Source organism: Bifidobacterium sp. SO4, assembly GCF_018555355.1.
In the GTDB taxonomy this organism is placed as follows: domain Bacteria; phylum Actinomycetota; class Actinomycetes; order Actinomycetales; family Bifidobacteriaceae; genus Bifidobacterium; species Bifidobacterium miconisargentati.
Window position 1 is genome coordinate 239,916 of the sequence record NZ_JAFEJP010000003.1, and the last position, 16,360, is coordinate 256,275.

Genomic DNA, 16,360 nt, shown 5'->3' on the forward strand with positions numbered 1-16,360 from the left:
TCCCCTCGCTCGGGAAGCGACCCGTCATCATTCACTGGTCATTCGTTCGGCCTTTGCGACCGCAGGCATCAATCCTTCTTGACGTTCTCCGGGGTATCGATCTCGAAGACGCCGTAGCTCCAGCCGTGACGGTGGTAGACCACGGACGGACGGCCGGTCTCCTTGTTGACGAACAGGAAGAAGTCGTGTCCGATCAGCTCCATCTCGTACAGCGCCTCGTCGATGCTCATGGGCTCGGCGATGTGCAGCTTGCGGCGGATGACGATCGGGGTGTCCCCAACCTGGACCTCCACGGACTCGCCGGGGCCGAGATCGGAAGCCACGGCGGCCTCCGGGCTGTTGTTCGGCTCTTCCTCGACCTCTTCGACCTCGGGCTCCGGAGCGGCCACGCCCAGATCTACCGGCACCGGGTTCGTGTAGCCGCGGCGGTGATCCTTGCGGCGATCACGGGTGCGGCGCAGGCGCAGGGTCAGCTTGTCCAGCGCCATGTCCAGCGCGCTGAATTCGTCCGTGCTGGAGGCCTCGGCGCGCACCACGGTGCGGCCGGCGATAACGGTGATTTCCACGCGCTTGGCGGTATCGGCCTGGCGCGGGTTGCCCTCATGCGTCAGCACGATCTGCGCGCGCTGTGCGTCCGGGGCGATAGCGGTCACACGATTCATCTTGGTCTCGACGACATCACGGAACCTCTGCTTGACCTGCGTGTGGCGTCCGGTAACGACGATTTCCATGTTGACCTCCTATATGACTCAAGCGGTTTGGCCCGCTATATGCGTCCCGTACAGCATCATTACCGTGCGGGTAAGTTTCATTGTAGACGAACAATGCGTGAATCCTCGGCAACTCGCCAAGAGAAAACTCTTTCTTTCCCGACATGGTTCCGAAACATGCCACAACGTAGTCTGATTGGTCGGTTTGTTTTCCTTACAGGAAAGCCTTATACTTTCCTGTAAGGAAAACAAACCACTCCCGACCGGCCCGACGTCAATGATGACGAGGCACAACGGCTTATGGAAAGGAAACCGCGATGAAGCGCTCCACCCGAAATGACACACATGACTTCGCCCATGCACCGCGCGGGAACGACACGCCCGAGCCGTTCCCCGGCGAGACTCCCCCGACGACGGCCGACGACGCGCGGCTGATCCTGAACGGCATCGCACGCGACCGCACGGCGTTGGCGGCACGCCTGTCCCCGCCGAGATGGCTGTACCCGACGATCGCGTTGCTTGTTGCCTTCGACGTGCTGGGCATCCAGATCAGCAGTGCGTTCGACTCCTGGACCGGCGACCGCCTTGCGACGCTCCGGGATGCATACGATGCGGCGATCAGCCAGGCCTCATACCGAAACATCCCGGCCGGGGAGATCGACGACTATTTCCAGCCGCTGATCAACGAGATGCTCAGGTATGGCACATACAGCCAATGGTGCGTATGGCTGTGCCTGGCCATTGATCTGGCCTGCATCGTCGTGGTCTATCAGATGATGCGCTGGCTGGCCAACACGCAGGGGGCGAACGACCGACGTGGCGTCGGCGTTCCTCTGCTGTGGCCCTGGTTCCTCACCTTCGGGGTGCGGCCGATGAACGCGCGGATGCATGTGCTCCACGCCACGATGTATGCGGCGCTCATCGCCTATATGGGTTCGCTCGCGTATCTGGACTGGAGCGGCGACGACCCGTTCCGCATCGCATGCTGGACCATGGCGGCGACCGCGCTATGGTCGGTGTTCTTCGTGGCGAGCGAGACCCGTTACGACCGTCTGGCGTCCGAAGCGTTGGCGAAGATATAGCCATGCCGCCGAGGAAGTCAAGACACGCGCCGGTCGAACCGCGCTTCGACCCGGTGATTCACGAACCGATGCGGCTGCGCATATGCGGCATCCTCGCCACGGTGGATGAGTTACAGTTCGCCGCGATCAGGGACACGCTGGGCATGAACGACGCCGCCTGTTCCAAGCATCTGAAGACGCTCGCCGATTGCGGATACGTGTCCGTGTCCAAACGCGAGGCGGACGACAGTCGCCACATGGTGCGGTGGTATGCGATGACGCCGACCGGATGCGCGGCGTTTGAGGCCCATCTCGCCGAGATCAAACGCATCGCCGCCGGCATCGTCGATTAGCCGATGCAAAAAACGTACTTCAAGGCAACAGGGAGAAAGAAAAGAAAGTGAGACCTCTTATACCCCGGGTTCTGTCGTCTCCGGCGCGAACGCCGTGAGACGGATGGCCATCCATCTCGACCTGACGTCGCCGCCAGGCTCTAGCAGCCTACCCGATGGCACGGGCGAGCAGCCCTTACCGCCATCTGCTTGGCCTTGCTCCCGATGAGGCTTGCCATGCGGCCCACTGTTGCCAGGGGCCCGGTGGTCTCTTACACCGCCGTTTCACCCTTACCCGTCGAGGACGGGCGGTCTGTTCTCTGCTGCGCTATCTCTCAGGTCACCCTGGGCGGACGTTATCCGCCATCGTGCTCTGCGGAGCCCGGAAGTTCCTCAGCCGATCCCAATGAAGATCACGGCCGCGGCCATCAAGAGGTCTCAAGCGGACAATTATACATAGGGCGTGGAAAACGGAAGCCACACCTCCGCAGGACACATAGACGACGGGACGGCCGGCAGCGGCCCCAGCGTTCAGTTGAGGAGTTCCGCGGCCACGCGACGGAGGGTTTCGGGACTATGCCCTTTCCGTCCGCCGGCCGACCAGAAACGGCGCTGGCGCACCTGCCGGTCAAGCCCTTGCGTCTTGCGCGCCACACGGCGGCCGAGTTCCCATGCCGCTTCCTCGAACACGCCCCGTCGTTCGGCTTCGTCGGCCACCTGCTGCGCCAGCGTACGGTCCACGCCCTTGCGGGAAAGCTCCATTATGGCACCGCGCCGGCCCATCATACGACCAGCGCAAACCCGTACCACCGATTCGGCGTAGTCTTCGTCGTCCAGCAGCCGCACCGCGATCAGACGTTCGATGACCTGCTCCACCGTGGCCTCGTCATAGCCTTTGCCCAGCAATCGGTCACGCAACGCGCCCGACGAACGCGGCGCGGCGTCCAGCAGCCTCAATGCCGCCTCGCGGCAGGCGTCCTCGTCGTCGGCGTCTTCCGCATCATCGGAGTCACTGGAGACACCGGTCACAGGCCATCGACCACCTGTCCCGTGACCGACAAACGATCCACGACCGGCGGATCCGAACCGTCGTCCCCCGCCGGTCTCGGCGGTCGCGTCCCCGGACATACGCGCACGGGGCAGCGCATCCGCTTGGTCATCGACATAATCCTGCGGGGCAATAGCGACCGGATTGCCCCGCAGGAACGCTTCGGCGTCGATCATCGTCAGGCCTGGTCCGCGGAGTCCTTGGCGGGCGTGGTCTTCGCGGACTTGGCCTGCTGCTTGGCTGCCGCAGCCTTGCTGTCCTTGGCGATGTCTGCGGCCGCGGCCTCGCTGGCGGCTGCTGCCGCGGTGGCCTCCTCGTCCTCGGCGAACTGGTCGGAGGGTGCGATGAGACCGAATTCGGCCTTGACCTTGTTCTCGATCTCCTCGGTGATGGCCGGGTTGTCCTTGAGGAACTGACGCACCTTCTCACGGCCCTGGCCGAGCTGGTCGCCTTCGTAGGTGAACCAGGAACCGGACTTCTTGACCACGCCGACCTGCTGAGCCATGTCGATGACGGAGCCTTCGCGGGAGATGCCCTCGCCGTAGAGCATGTCGAATTCGGCGGACTTGAAAGGCGGGGCCATCTTGTTCTTGACCACCTTGACGCGGGTGCGGTTGCCCACCGCCTCGTCGCCGTTCTTGATGGTCTGGATGCGGCGGATGTCCATGCGCACGGAGGCATAGAACTTCAGGGCCTTGCCACCGGTGGTGGTTTCCGGGCTGCCGAAGAACACGCCGATCTTCTCGCGCAGCTGGTTGATGAAGATGGCGGTGGTGCCGGCCTGGGCCAGGGCACCGGTCATCTTGCGCAGGGCCTGGCTCATGAGTCGGGCCTGCAGACCCACGTGGCTGTCTCCCATGTCGCCTTCGATTTCGGCCTTGGGCACCAGGGCGGCCACCGAGTCGATGACGATGACGTCCAGCGCACCGGAACGAATGAGCATATCGGCGATCTCCAGCGCCTGTTCACCGTTGTCCGGCTGGGAGACGATGAGCGAATCGGTGTCCACGCCGAGCTTGCGGGCGTAAGCCGGATCCAAGGCGTGCTCGGCGTCGATGTACGCGGCCACGCCGCCCTTTCTTTGGGCGTTGGCCACCACATGCAGGGCCAGCGTGGTCTTGCCGGAGGATTCGGGGCCATAGATCTCCACGATGCGCCCCTTGGGCAGGCCGCCGATGCCGAGCGCCATATCAAGGGCGAGCGAGCCGGTGGAGATCACCTCCACGTTCTGTTCGGGCCGGTCGCCCAGCCTCATCGCGGAGCCTTTGCCGAAGCTTTTCTCCACCTGCGCCAGCGCGGTATCCAGCGCGGCCTTGCGCTTGGGATCGATCTCGTGCTTGGCGGGGGCTGCCGGCTCCTTGGCCGTCTTGGTCTCAACTGCCATGATTTCTCCTTGTCGAAGTCGTGTGCGGACAGGTCACCTTCACCGTATGACCGCATGCCGGAGACCGGACGCCGAACACGGTCCGGTGGTTCCAGCTTGCCCGGCGGCGTCACGCGAATCCAGCCGGAACCGCGCGAGCCATGCCATTATGGTGTCAGCGAGGCATCCCACCGCACACCGGCGTGGCTGCCTGTCACTGGGGACAACTATAGCCCCATAGGCGAACATTTGTTCGATTGTTGCGGATGTCGCGGCGAATCGATGCCCGCAAACACCGGAATCACAACCGACACGCTGACGAATCCGTACGGCTTCGGTTGATTACGGCACTCGGCACCCCGCGCACCGCGTAGCTCATGCCGCGGGCATGGGCGGCGCGTTGTGGTCGCTGCCCCATCGCCTGGAATCCGGGATCTCCATCTGGTCGCACAGCACATTCCACACCACACGGGGCTCCTCCCCCGCATCCAGCGCCTCGACCACGGTCATGTTCGCCAACTTGGGCATACGCTGGTCGTGCGCGATCGACCGCCCGTAGGTGCGGCCGAACACCTCCTCAAGCAGTTGCCAGAATTCCCGTTCACGCATACCCGCCAGTCTGCCACCACCCGGCGGACAGGCCCTTCGATCACAAACGGCATAGGAAAGCCCGCCGCGCCACAAGGGCGAAGCGGGCTTGACGATCATCACTATGCCGTATGCACCAATCAGGCGGCCTGCACGGAGTCGAGGTAGTCGGCCACCATGCGCAGCATCTGCGCGGTGGACACGCCGAGCGAGTCGGCGATGGAGCTCAGCAGCTCGGAGCTGGCCTCCTTCTGCCCGCGCTCAACCTCGGACAGATAGCCGAGCGACACACCGGCCTTCTCGGACACCTCGCGCAGCGTGCGATGGTCGCGTGTGCGCAGATCGCGCAGCACATGGCCGATCGCGCCACGAAGCGACACCTCGCGCGGCTCCTCGGCCACAGGGGCGGCCGCGACGGCCGCGTGCTGCGGCTTGTATGAGGCGTCCTCCTCCTGCCACATGCGGTCACGCGCGGCCTGACGCTCGTCCTTGGCCTTCTTGGCGGCCTGCGCCTTGAGCACCTGCTGCTGGGCGAACATCACCGCACGGCGCTGCGCCGGGGTCAGCTCGCGCATACGGGCCACGCCCGGCTGCACGGCCATAGGCTTCCTGGCGGCCGTTTCCATCTGCTCGTTCATACGGGTCATCGTTTCGACTGTCATAGCCCCTCCAATAGTCGGTTCGTTATGTCCTACTGGATACAACACCACCCGCACCCGGTTTTATTCCTGAAAACTTGCTGTGAATAGACTCAAGTTTTGCAGAACGCGGAAAACGGTCAGGAGACGGACCTCCTCGCGGGTGCCGGTCAGATGCAGCTCGACGGCCTTCACGGATTCCCGACCGTCATCGGTCAGAGCGGAAGGAACCCGCAGGCCGATGTACACGAGTCCGGCGGGCTTGTCGCCGTCCGGTCCGGGGCCGGCGACTCCGGTGGTGGACAGGCCGATGACGTTGCCCGCGTATTCCGGCTGGTCGTAGAGTCGCGCGGTGGCGGCTGCCATCTGGCGGGCGACTTCGGGGTGCACGGCACCCTCGCGGGCCAGCAGCTCACGGTCCACGCCGAGGACGGAGGCCTTGGCTTTGATGTCATAGGTGACGGCCGAGCCAAGGAACACGTTGGAGGCTCCGGGGATGCGCACGAAGGCGTCGGCGAGTAGGCCGCCGGTCAGGGATTCGGCGCAGGCGATCTTCACGCCGTGCGCCTCGCAGGTTTTCAGGATGGAAGCGGCCAGCGCGTCGCAGGATTCGCGCAGGTCGGGGGTTTCGGTATCGGGAATGGTCATGGCATGGCTCCTTGGCCCTAACTGCAGGAATATGTGCATATACGCAGATGGGGCGCGGCAACAACGCGCCGCGCCCCATCAATCATAGTTTCTTCAACCAAATTCAACATGAATCCTGTTGAACTACCCCTCAGTCGGCTTCGCCGCCAGCTCCCCTGGCAAGGGGAGCCAGGAAAAACCTCGGCCGTCAGGCGGTCTTCTTGGAGCCGATGAACGTGTTGTACAGGTACACGCCGCCGGAGTAGAGGCACAGCACGAGCGCCACGTAGATCACGGCGTAGGTCAGGAAGTAGTAGGCGGTGAGCCAGAACGGCGTGGTCTGGCCGGTCTCCAGGGACCAGAACGGCAGCAGCAGCATGGACAGGCCCACGCACTGGAACACGGTCTTGAGCTTGCCGGGCCAGGCGGCGGCGATGACCTTGCCGCCCGGGCGTTCCATGACGAAGAAGCGCATCACGGTGATGCCGATCTCACGCACGAGGAACAGGGCCACCACGACCCAGCCCCAGATGACGTTGCCGAACTCGTGGAAGGCCGCGGCCACGATCAATGCACCGCAGGTGAGCAGCTTGTCCGCGATCGGATCCATGAGCTTGCCCATTTCCGTGACCTGGTTGTATTTGCGGGCCATCCAGCCGTCGATCTTATCGGTGCAGGCGGCGATGATGAACAGTACGCCGGCCACCCAGCGCAGGGTGAGGTTTTCGGCACCCCACGCGCCGGCCATGATGTCGAGAACCAGGAAGATGATCACCAGCACGATGCGCGAGTAGGTGACGAGGTTCGGCGGAGCGTTCCACCCGTCGAAAATCGACGGCTTGGATGATGACTGCTTATCCACGGTGTTTTCACTCATAGTGTTCACGTTACCCCCACACTTCTACCTTGGGTGAACGCACGCTGGGAATCGGCTTGGGAACCAAGGAAAAATCACTCCCCGCCGAGTTCGCCCTGGCTGGGAGCGGAAGGCTCGAGCGAACTGGTCTCGCCGCGGATGAAGGCGAGCACCTGCGGCAGGTCCTGCGGCTGGACGAGCACCTCGCGAGCCTTGGAACCTTCGGACGGACCCACCACGCCGCGCGTTTCCAGGAGGTCCATGAGGCGGCCGGCCTTGGCGAAGCCGACCCTGAGCTTGCGCTGCAGCATGGAGGTGGAGCCGAACTGCGAGGTGACCACGAGCTCGGCGGCCTGCAGCAGCACGTCCATATCGTCGCCGATCTCCTCGTCGATGTCCTGGCTGTCCTTCTTTTCGGCATCCTTGGCCATCTGCTCGATGTCCTCGCGGTACTTGGGCTTGCGCTGGGTGCGCACGAACTCCACGGCCTTGCGGATCTCGGATTCGGAGACCCACGAGCCCTGCACACGGATCGGCTTGGCGGAGCCCATCGGCAGGAACAGGGCGTCGCCCTGGCCGATCAGCGTCTCGGCGCCGGTGGTGTCGAGGATGACTCGGGAGTCGGTGGCCGAGGAGGTGGCGAACGCCAGGCGGGACGGGATGTTCGCCTTGATGAGGCCCGTGACCACGTCCACGGACGGGCGCTGGGTGGCGAGCACGAGATGCACGCCGGCGGCTCGAGCGAGCTGGGTGATGCGCTGGATGGAGCTTTCCACGTCGTTCTTGGCCACCATCATGAGGTCGGCCATCTCGTCGACCACCACGAGGATGTACGGGTAGGGAGCCACCTTGCGCTTGGAGCCGAGCGGGGCGTGCACCTTGCCGGCGCGCACGGCCTCGTTGAAGTCCTTGACGTGGCGGAATCCGAAGTATTCGAGGTCGGAGTAGCGCGCGTCCATCTCCTTGACCACCCATTCGAGGGCCTGCGCGGCCTTCTTCGGGTCGGTGATGATCGGGGTCAGCAGGTGCGGGATGCCGGCGTACGCGGACAGTTCCACGCGCTTGGGGTCCACCATGATCAGGCGCACCTGTTCGGGCGTGGCGCGCATGATGATCGAGGTGAGCATCGAGTTGATGAAGCTGGACTTGCCGGAACCGGTGGCGCCGGCCACCAGAAGGTGCGGCATCTTGGTCAGGTCGGCGGTCACGAAGTGGCCCTCCACGTCCTTGCCGATGCCGCTGAGCATCGGGTTCGGGTCGTTCATGGCCTTGTCGGAACGCAGCACGTCGCCCAGATGCACGATCTCGCGGTCCTCGTTCGGGATCTCGATGCCGATGGCGGATTTGCCGGGGATCGGCGAGAGGATGCGCACGTCCGAGCTGGCCACGGCGTAGGCGATGTTGCGCTGCAGGTTGGTGACCTTCTCCACCTTGACGCCGGGGCCGAGCTCCACCTCGTACTGGGTCACGGAGGGGCCGCGCAGGAAGCCGACCACCTTGGCGTCCACGTTGAACTGTTCGAACGTGGAGGTGAGCGCCCGGATCACGCGGTCGTTGGCCGGTGTGCGCATGGCGTGAGGCTGGCCCTTGGCCAGGAGGTTCAGGTCCGGCAGCTGGTAGGGACGGTTGGCGTCGTCGTCCGGATCGCCCTCCCCCGCATCCACTCCGGCCGGGGCGTCGGCGCGGGGCACGCCCTGGCCGACTCCGCTGCCGTCGGCGTCCGCGCCGGCATAGGCGCCCGTGGCGCCGCCGACGACGGTGACGCGCGTGGCATCGTCGTCATCGTCCGCAGCGCTCGGAACGGCGGCCGTTCCGCCGCTTATGACGGATGGCACGACGGCGCCCGCAGCCTGGGCGGCACTGGGCGCCCACGGATCGTCCGGCATCGCATCGGACGGCATGGCGACCGTCGAACCACCGGAGACGACGCGCGGACGAGCCACGGGTGACACGGGGGCGGGCTCGCCCACATGGGGACGTCCGTCGTAGGCCGAGGACGCGATGGTGCGGCCGACCGACGGGCCGTCGCCGCTGGAGACCGTACGGGCCACGCCGTCGACCACCGGGGTCTCGGCGGTGGCGCCATGACGGCTGGCGGCGGTGTCGAACGGATTGTCGGCGGCGTACCGGTCGAGGCGGGAGTCGCCGTCGTCCTTGGATTTGCGGCCGAACAGCTTGGTCAGGAAGCCGAACATGCCTTCGGACTGCTGGCCGCCGTCGGCCTCCTCGTCGGTGCCGTCGTGTGCGGGCACGCCGTCGGCGAAGGCGAGCGTGCCATCCCCCACGCGCACCTCGTTCGGGAACTGGCTGTGCTGTGCGTCGTCTCCGTCCGTTTCCTTGGACTTCGGGGAGAACGGCTTGCCCTGGACCTTGGCGGCGAGCGCGCGGGCGTTGTCCGGCAGGTCGGTGACGTGGGTGCCGGTGATCATGAGCAGCGAGAACAGCGCCACGATGACGAACACGATGATCGCGAACGCATTGGAGAGACCCCAGGCGAGCGGCGAACCGAGGAAGAAGCCGAACAGGCCACCGGCGGACTGCAGCACGGTGATGTCGAACTGGGTGTGGTCGGCGGCGAGCGCCACGTCGATGATCGAGCAGATGGACCACAGCAGCAGCACCCAGCCGGTGACCACGCGGGGGTTGTTGGAGCCACGGCCGGAGTTGCGCATGAGGCGGATGGCCACGCCCGCGAGCAGGACCGGCAGGATCACGCTCATCACGCCGAGGATGCCGGAGGCGATGGCGTGCAGGAGTTGGCCGAAGGCGCCGTGCACGCGGAACCATTCGGAGGCGCAGAAGAGCACGGCGAGCACGAGCATCACGAAGCACAGGCCGTCGCGGCGGTAGACGGGATCGTATTCGCCCACGCCGGAGACCGCCCGCACGCCCGAGCCGAGGGCGCGTGGCACGGCGAGGAGGACCTTCTTCCATACGGGTTCGAAGTCAAGGTCGGGCTGGACTTTGGTTTCGCCGTCGTGAAGGTCTTCGCCGCCACGTGTTTTGCGGGATTTGGTGTCGTCTGAGGATGCTGTTCGTGCCATAGCGCATCCGATTCTACTAGGACGGGCGTTCATGGCGCCGTTTGCCCGGGCGCGGGCGCGGCGGCGTCCGTTTGCACGCGCATGAGCCGGATATGGGCCGATCGCCCGCCGTCATGCCTTATCATGGGTTGCATGACACCCGCAGAGCGTGCGAGCGCAGTCGCATTTGCACTCAAGAACTGCGCATTGGAGGCGATGATGCCCGGCGAGGCGACGTTGCGCGCCGCGGTGGCCTACGAGCAGGGCATTGAAGATGTAAGCCACCTCATCGACGTGGCCGACGAGCAGACCGCCATGCGATTGCATGTGGCGGAGGGCAAGGGCGGTGATCGTCTGGCGGACGGCAGTCTGGACGACCATGCCACGGACCGGGCGGATGCGGTGTTCGCACGCACGGTGCTGCTGGCCGAACGCCGGTGGAACCCGTCGGGCGATCTGGATGAGCTGGTGGCCATCCACAAGGGTCTGTTCGAGGGCGTGTTCGACGACGCGGGCAAACTGCGTACCGCGAACACCACGCGCGAGGTGACGAACGACCATGCGCTGGCGGCCAACCCGGAGGCGTTCTTCCCTGCGGCGCTCATCGAGACCGGGGCGTTGAACATCGCCACCGAGCTGGCGGACAAGCGCAACCTGCACGCGATGGACCGCGACGTGTTCGTGCATGCGTTCGCCGTGATCTACGACGAATTGGGATACCTGCATCCGTTCCGCGGTGGCAACGCGATGGTGTTGCGCATCTTCGGGTCGCGGCTGGCGCATGACGCCGGCTGGGATCTCGACTGGGGCGAGGTGACGCGCGAGGCGTACCGCACGGCCAAGCACACGGCGTACCGTGGCGATTTGAGTGTGTTCGAGCGCCTGTTCGATTCGATGCTTCGGCCGGCGAATCCGACGCGCGTGTTCCTCATCGCCGGTTGGGATCAGGGGCCGGCGCACTGAGTCCCTCTTCGAGGTTTTGCTGAGGGCTCCCCTCAGTCGGCTTTCGCCGCCAGCTCCCCTCAGTGAGGGGAGCCTATTCATGACGCTTACCCTTCGATGTCGCCGAGGTGGTGCTGCACGTATTCGTCGGCGTGGGCGTCGATGGGGTCGTAGTCGCCGGCATCGGCGTGGGCGATGATGGCCATGGCGTTGTCCACGAGCTTCGGGTTCAGGGCCTGCAGCCAGTGGATGCGCGGGTCGCGGCCGAACCAGCCCATCTGTTTGCGGGCCAGCCGTTTGGTCTTCTGCGCGATGTCCGCGAAGGCGTCGTATTCGTCCCAGATGCCGTCCAGCAGGTCGATGATCTGCTGGTAGCCGAGCGCGCGCACAGCCGTGGCACCCAGATGCGGACGTAGGCGTTCGACCTCCTCGACGAACCCGTTGGTCATCATCTGCTTGGTGCGGATGTCGATGCGACGATCCAGGTCGGCTCGGTCCAAGTCGAGGCCGATCTGGACGGAGGGAATCACATAACGGTAGCGCGGCAGACTTGCGGAATAGGGTTTGCCGGTCAGTTCGATGACCTCGAGCGCGCGGATGGTACGGCGTGGGTTGCGGGGGTCCATGCGGGCGGCGGCCTCCGGGTCCTTGGCCCTCAGCTCGTCGAACAGGGCACCGGCGCCTTCGGTTTTTTCGCGTTCCTCCAGTCGTTTGCGGACTTCGGGGTCGGTGCCGGGGAAGGTGATGTCGTCGATGGCCGCGCGGGCGTAGAGGCCGGAGCCGCCCACCAGTATCGGGCGGATGCCGCGCGACTGCAGGTCGGCGATGGTCTCGCGGGCGAGCTGCTGGAAGCGCGCCACGCTCATCGTGTCCTCGGGGTCGATGATGTCGATGAGGTGGTGGGGCACGGCGGCCTGTTCCTCGGCGGTGGGCTTGGCGGTGCCGATGTCCATGCCGCGGTACATCTGGTAGGCGTCCGCGTTGACGATTTCGGCCCGCTCCCCCTGTTCGGCCAGACGGCGGGCGATGGCGATGCCCAGTCCGGTCTTACCGGATGCGGTGGGGCCGACGATGGATACGACGCGCTGAGTCACAATATTCCTCCCAACATGACTCCCCTCGGTCCGCCATACGGCGGTCGGTTCCCTTCTCAGAGCTCAGAGAAGGGAACCGAAATACATTCAGTGACGCACGGAGTAGGTCTGCCCGGCGGCGGGATCGGGGTCGGCGAGCAGGTTGTGGCGGCCGGCGTGGGTCACGGTCACGGTCACGAAGTCGCCGATCTCCGGCACCGGATAGCCTTCCGGCACGCCGATGTGCACCAGCACGCCGGTCTTCTCGCGGCCGGTCACACGGTGCGTGTCACCGTCCTTCTTGCCGATCTTGCCGGTGATCATCACTTCGACATCGCGCCCTTCGAACGTGGCGAGGTTCTCCTCGGTGATCTGCTCCTGCAGGGCAACCAGACGGTCGAACCGCTCCTGCACGATGTCGCGCGGGATCTGCGGCATGGACGCGGCCGGGGTGCCGGGGCGCGGCGAGTAGATGAACATGAACGCCGAGGAGAAGCGGGCCTGGCGCACCACGTCAAGAGTGGCCTGGAAATCCTCCTCGGTCTCGCCCGGGAAGCCCACGATGATGTCCGTGGAGATCTGCGCGTCCGGCATGGCCTTGCGGATGCGGCCGAGGATGTCAAGGAACTTGGCCGAACGGTAGGAGCGGCGCATCGCCCTGAGGATGCGGTCGGAACCGGACTGCAGCGGGAAGTGCAGCTGGTGCATGATGTTCGGCGTCTCGGCCATCGCGGCGATCACGTCGTCGGTGAAGGCGGCCGGATGCGGCGAGGTGAAGCGCACGCGCTCCAGTCCCTCAATCTCGCCGCAGGCGCGCAGCAGCTTGCTGAAGGCGTACCGGTCGCCGATGCCGTAGCCGAACGAGTTCACGTTCTGGCCGAGCAGCGTGACCTCCTTGGCGCCGTCCGCCACGCATTGGCGGATCTCGGCGAGGATGTCTCCGGGGCGGCGGTCCTTCTCCTTGCCGCGCGTGGTGGGCACGATGCAGAACGTGCACGTGTTGTTGCAGCCCACGGAGATGGCCACCCAGGAGCTCACGCGGGACGCGCGGGCGGCGGGCAGCTGGCTCGGGAACTCCTCCAGCTTGTCGGCCACGCGGACCTGCGGCTTGTTGGTCAGGAGGTTCTGTTCGAGAAGCTTGGGCAGGTCCTCGATGTTCTTGGTGCCGAACACGGCCGCAACCCACGGCTTGCGCTTGGCGATGGTCTCGCGGTCGAGCTGGGCCATGCAGCCGCCCACGGCGATCTGCAGGTTCGGGCGCTGCAGCTTGATGCGGTTGAACAGGCCGATGGTGCCGTACATGCGTTCGGCGGCGTTCTCGCGCACCGCGCAGGTGTTGAGCACGATGACGTCGAAATCGTGGCTGTCGATCTGCTCCTGGGTGGCCGGCACGTATCCGTTGGCCTCAAGCACGCCGGCGATGCGCTCGGAATCGTGCACGTTCATCTGGCATCCGAGCGTATGGATGTGGAACACGCCCTTGCCGCGGTCCGCCACGGCCGGCATCGGCTCGGTGCCATCGGCGGTAATCGAGGCGCGCTCCGCCTCGGTCATCATGTCTTCATTCATAAGGCGGCATTGTATAGGCGGGGTTCGTCATGGATGGCGGCGGACCGTGAACCGCCCGAGCATGATGGGACCCGGCTGGGATTGACGCGGCATGAAACGCACCGATCCCGGCCGGTTCCCATCGCGCGGGTACATGGTCAACGCACCTGCAAAACCTCGCCCTCGGTGATACCGGCGGTGTTGAAAGCATCCACACGCACGTACACCGGCTGGCCGGCGATCAGGGCGCCGATGCGCTGGGAGCCGCGTTCGGAGCCGAAGACCATGTAACTGTGGTAGAGCTTGTCCGGCGTATGACCCCAGAGGATGTTGTGGCCGGTGGCGTCGTTGGAGGGCTTCCAGGAGACGGTCATGTCGAGATCTCCTTCGCGAGTGGCCGTGACGTCGGCGGGCGCGGCCGGGACCGGTCCGGAGGCGAGGCCGAACACACGCAGGCCGCTGACCGCGGCCGGCTGGCCGAACGGCGTTTCGAGGACCGTGAGCCGCAGGTAGCGGAGCGCGCGGCCTTCCCCGAGGACGATGAAGTCATGTGGCAGGTTGGTGTCGGCATCACTGCGGTCGGTCAATGCCGACCATTGGGTGCCGTCCTCGCTGCCCTGCAGCAGCCAGCGGGTGCGGTGCTCGGCGGTGTCGATCACGCGCAGACCGCTCATGTCCGACTTGGTTGGGCCGTCGGCCGGGGGTTCTGCCACGATACCGTCGTCGGCGAAGTTTACCTGCACGGCGTGCACGTCGCGCACGTCACCCAGATCGATCTCGACCCATTCGCCGGGTTCGGCCGAGGCTGCACGCCACCAGGAGCGGATGTCCTCGTCGGCGACATGCGCCGCCTCTTTGCCTGTTTCCTCGGACGAAGCCTTGGCGGCCGCTCCGTAGGACAGCAGCATCCAGTCGGGCTTGGCGAACGCCGGGGTCTCGGGATTCACGGGCCAGTCACCGTAACGCTGGTCGCAGAACAGTTCGCCGTCCGCATCCACGCCCGCCTTCCACAGGCCCAACCGACGTTCCATGTTGTTGGTACGGCTGATGCGCATCGTGGAGGCGTGCCAGTAGCGTCCTTCCCGGTCAAGCAGGGTGGACCCGTGGCCGGCCCCGGTGGCGAATCCGCCCGGCTTGTAGGAATACGGGTTGTTGGCGGCCAAGGTGAACGGCCCCAGCGGCGAGGAGGACTCGTAGACGCCGTCGCCGTAGATGTTGAATTCGGTGCCGGGCTCGGCGTATTGCAGCAGGTAGCGGTCGCCGACCTTGGTCATCCATGCGCCCTCGATGTACGGGTCTGTGCCGAGGAAGGCCTGGGCGGTGGCGCGAATCTTCTCCTCGGAATCGAATCCCATGGCGGCGCGCTGCTCGGCCGGGGCCTGCATCATGCGCGAGACCATCGCCTCGACCTCGGCTCGCACCTGTTCGGGACTCTTGGGCGGCACGTGCTCGTCTCCGGTGCGCTCAAAGCCGTGCTCGGCGGTGTTGCCGAAGATCAGCGGCACCGGCTCGCCCTTGCGTTCCATGGTCTCGGGGTCGAGCTCCACGCCGTAGATGGGGGTCACGTTCGAGCAGCCCCAATAGAAATAGAGGCGGCCGTCGTCGTCCAGGAACATGTCCGGGTCCCAGAATTGGAAGGTGCCCTCGATCTTCTCGAACGGCTCGTGCAGCGGGTCCTTGGAACGGTAGAACGCGCTGTTCTCACCCATTCTGGAGGCGCAGAAATACATCCAGTCGCCAATCCGGCGCACGTCGGGAGCGTAGTCGCAGGCCGGCATGGTGCTCAGGAACGGGTGGCGTGTCCATTCGACCAGATCGGGGCTGGTCAGGAAGCCGTTCGTCATCGAGGGGAACAGGTAGTACAGCCCCTTGAATTCGATGAGCGATGGGTCGGCAGCCTCACGGTAGACGCTCCAGTGGTCGGCCGGAGTGCCCTGCGGGTTGACGGCCTTGAGGAACTGGTAACGGTAGTCGAAATTGAGCGGATTGCAGTAGTAAGCCATTGGTGGTCCTTTTGCTTGGAAATGAATCAGGAGATCTGGGCCATGCATGCGGCCCGGCACAGTGGGACCGGACCGCATGCCGGCGTGTCATGCGAGGATGTTCCTGATGAACGCGCCGGTCTCCCGGATGACCCGGTCGGTCTCCGGGGTCAGGCGTGCGACCGTGGGATAGGTCGGGAAGGCATGGAACCCGCCGTCCCAGACCTGCAGGTCGACGTCCACGCCGGCGGCCGAGGCCCTGTCCGCCAGTTCGAGGGAATCGTCACGCAGCAGCTCGTTCGTGGTGACCACGATCTTCAACGGCGGCAGGCCGGTCAGGTCCCCCAAGTTCGGGGAGATGCGCGGGTCGGACGGGTCGTGCCCGTTGCAGTACATCCGCGCGACCGCGGTGCCGGCGTTCTGGCCGCCGAGCGCAACGTCGCTGCCCTCGTTCTCCGTCCAGCTGGGCAGTCCGGTGAAGTCGCCGACCAACGAGTACGTGACCAGGGCCGCGGGCCTGGGAAGTCCCAGGCGTTTGCCTTCGAGCGCCATCACCATGGTCAGGTTGC

15 protein-coding genes and 1 other RNA gene are annotated in these 16,360 nt (G+C 65.4%); 3 read left to right on the forward strand and 13 right to left on the reverse strand.

Annotated features, from left to right (window positions below):
* Positions 1-68: 68 nt before the first annotated feature.
* Positions 69-731 (reverse strand): ribosome-associated translation inhibitor RaiA, encoded by a 663-nt coding sequence (gene raiA / locus JS536_RS04025; protein WP_109057375.1) that lies wholly within the window; start codon positions 729-731, stop codon positions 69-71.
* Between the two features lie 296 nt (positions 732-1,027).
* On the opposite strand from raiA, the gene JS536_RS04030 reads away from it, so the two are divergent.
* Together JS536_RS04030 and JS536_RS04035 are read left to right on the forward strand one after the other, a co-directional pair.
* On the forward strand, positions 1,028-1,792 hold the full coding sequence (locus JS536_RS04030; RefSeq protein WP_214355845.1) for a hypothetical protein: 765 nt from the start codon (positions 1,028-1,030) through the stop codon (positions 1,790-1,792).
* Between the two features lie 2 nt (positions 1,793-1,794).
* The gene (locus JS536_RS04035; protein WP_217625101.1) at positions 1,795-2,124 is read left to right on the forward strand and encodes a transcriptional regulator; all 330 of its coding nucleotides are present in this window, start codon (positions 1,795-1,797) and stop codon (positions 2,122-2,124) included.
* A gap of 44 nt (positions 2,125-2,168) precedes the next feature.
* Here JS536_RS04035 and rnpB read toward each other — a convergent pair.
* The 8 genes from rnpB to JS536_RS04075 form a co-directional block, all read right to left on the reverse strand.
* Positions 2,169-2,544: RNase P RNA component class A (gene rnpB, locus JS536_RS04040), an RNA gene on the reverse strand.
* Positions 2,545-2,634: 90 nt separating this feature from the next.
* Positions 2,635-3,327: a regulatory protein RecX gene (locus tag JS536_RS04045; protein ID WP_240544243.1), complete on the reverse strand. Its 693-nt coding sequence runs from the start codon at positions 3,325-3,327 to the stop codon at positions 2,635-2,637.
* A gap of 2 nt (positions 3,328-3,329) precedes the next feature.
* Positions 3,330-4,535 (reverse strand): recombinase RecA, encoded by a 1,206-nt coding sequence (gene recA, locus JS536_RS04050; RefSeq protein WP_214355846.1) that lies wholly within the window; start codon positions 4,533-4,535, stop codon positions 3,330-3,332.
* Positions 4,536-4,889: 354 nt separating this feature from the next.
* Complete coding sequence (locus tag JS536_RS04055; RefSeq protein WP_214304156.1) at positions 4,890-5,123, reverse strand: DUF3046 domain-containing protein; 234 nt, start codon at positions 5,121-5,123, stop codon at positions 4,890-4,892.
* Positions 5,124-5,242: 119 nt separating this feature from the next.
* A complete protein-coding gene (locus JS536_RS04060; protein WP_214304155.1) occupies positions 5,243-5,764 on the reverse strand; it encodes a helix-turn-helix transcriptional regulator in 522 nt (173 codons plus the stop codon).
* A gap of 60 nt (positions 5,765-5,824) precedes the next feature.
* A complete protein-coding gene (locus tag JS536_RS04065) occupies positions 5,825-6,358 on the reverse strand; it encodes a CinA family protein (protein WP_214355883.1) in 534 nt (177 codons plus the stop codon).
* Between the two features lie 217 nt (positions 6,359-6,575).
* A complete protein-coding gene (gene pgsA / locus JS536_RS04070; RefSeq protein ID WP_214304154.1) occupies positions 6,576-7,244 on the reverse strand; it encodes a CDP-diacylglycerol--glycerol-3-phosphate 3-phosphatidyltransferase in 669 nt (222 codons plus the stop codon).
* A gap of 74 nt (positions 7,245-7,318) precedes the next feature.
* A complete protein-coding gene (locus JS536_RS04075) occupies positions 7,319-10,267 on the reverse strand; it encodes a DNA translocase FtsK (RefSeq protein ID WP_214355847.1) in 2,949 nt (982 codons plus the stop codon).
* 195 nt (positions 10,268-10,462) lie between these two features.
* On the opposite strand from JS536_RS04075, the gene JS536_RS04080 reads away from it, so the two are divergent.
* Entirely contained in the window at positions 10,463-11,209 is a 747-nt protein-coding gene (locus JS536_RS04080) for a Fic family protein (protein ID WP_240544253.1), read from the forward strand.
* A gap of 86 nt (positions 11,210-11,295) precedes the next feature.
* Here the strand turns inward: JS536_RS04080 and miaA are convergent, their stop codons facing one another.
* The 4 genes from miaA to JS536_RS04100 form a co-directional block, all read right to left on the reverse strand.
* Positions 11,296-12,282 (reverse strand): tRNA (adenosine(37)-N6)-dimethylallyltransferase MiaA, encoded by a 987-nt coding sequence (miaA, locus tag JS536_RS04085; RefSeq protein WP_214355849.1) that lies wholly within the window; start codon positions 12,280-12,282, stop codon positions 11,296-11,298.
* Positions 12,283-12,369: 87 nt separating this feature from the next.
* Positions 12,370-13,830, reverse strand: a complete 1,461-nt coding sequence (miaB, locus tag JS536_RS04090) for a tRNA (N6-isopentenyl adenosine(37)-C2)-methylthiotransferase MiaB (protein WP_214355850.1) — start codon at positions 13,828-13,830, stop codon at positions 12,370-12,372.
* A gap of 137 nt (positions 13,831-13,967) precedes the next feature.
* Positions 13,968-15,812, reverse strand: coding sequence for a family 43 glycosylhydrolase (locus JS536_RS04095; RefSeq protein ID WP_214355851.1), 1,845 nt, complete (start codon positions 15,810-15,812; stop codon positions 13,968-13,970).
* Between the two features lie 87 nt (positions 15,813-15,899).
* Positions 15,900-16,360: alpha/beta hydrolase fold domain-containing protein (locus tag JS536_RS04100; protein ID WP_214355852.1), on the reverse strand; the 461-nt coding region annotated here is incomplete at its 5' end.

What these genes read in the sequence shown, in the direction of transcription:
- raiA (WP_109057375.1), bottom strand. Translation starts at nt 731, where the DNA reads ATGGAAATCGTCGTTACCGGACGCCACACGCAGGTCAAGCAGAGGTTC.
- JS536_RS04030 (WP_214355845.1), top strand. Translation starts at nt 1,028, where the DNA reads ATGAAGCGCTCCACCCGAAATGACACACATGACTTCGCCCATGCACCG.
- JS536_RS04035 (WP_217625101.1), top strand. Translation starts at nt 1,795, where the DNA reads ATGCCGCCGAGGAAGTCAAGACACGCGCCGGTCGAACCGCGCTTCGAC.
- JS536_RS04045 (WP_240544243.1), bottom strand. Translation starts at nt 3,327, where the DNA reads ATGATCGACGCCGAAGCGTTCCTGCGGGGCAATCCGGTCGCTATTGCC.
- recA (WP_214355846.1), bottom strand. Translation starts at nt 4,535, where the DNA reads ATGGCAGTTGAGACCAAGACGGCCAAGGAGCCGGCAGCCCCCGCCAAG.
- JS536_RS04055 (WP_214304156.1), bottom strand. Translation starts at nt 5,123, where the DNA reads ATGCGTGAACGGGAATTCTGGCAACTGCTTGAGGAGGTGTTCGGCCGC.
- JS536_RS04060 (WP_214304155.1), bottom strand. Translation starts at nt 5,764, where the DNA reads ATGACAGTCGAAACGATGACCCGTATGAACGAGCAGATGGAAACGGCC.
- pgsA (WP_214304154.1), bottom strand. Translation starts at nt 7,244, where the DNA reads ATGAGTGAAAACACCGTGGATAAGCAGTCATCATCCAAGCCGTCGATT.
- JS536_RS04075 (WP_214355847.1), bottom strand. Translation starts at nt 10,267, where the DNA reads ATGGCACGAACAGCATCCTCAGACGACACCAAATCCCGCAAAACACGT.
- JS536_RS04080 (WP_240544253.1), top strand. Translation starts at nt 10,463, where the DNA reads ATGATGCCCGGCGAGGCGACGTTGCGCGCCGCGGTGGCCTACGAGCAG.
- miaB (WP_214355850.1), bottom strand. Translation starts at nt 13,830, where the DNA reads ATGAATGAAGACATGATGACCGAGGCGGAGCGCGCCTCGATTACCGCC.
- JS536_RS04095 (WP_214355851.1), bottom strand. Translation starts at nt 15,812, where the DNA reads ATGGCTTACTACTGCAATCCGCTCAATTTCGACTACCGTTACCAGTTC.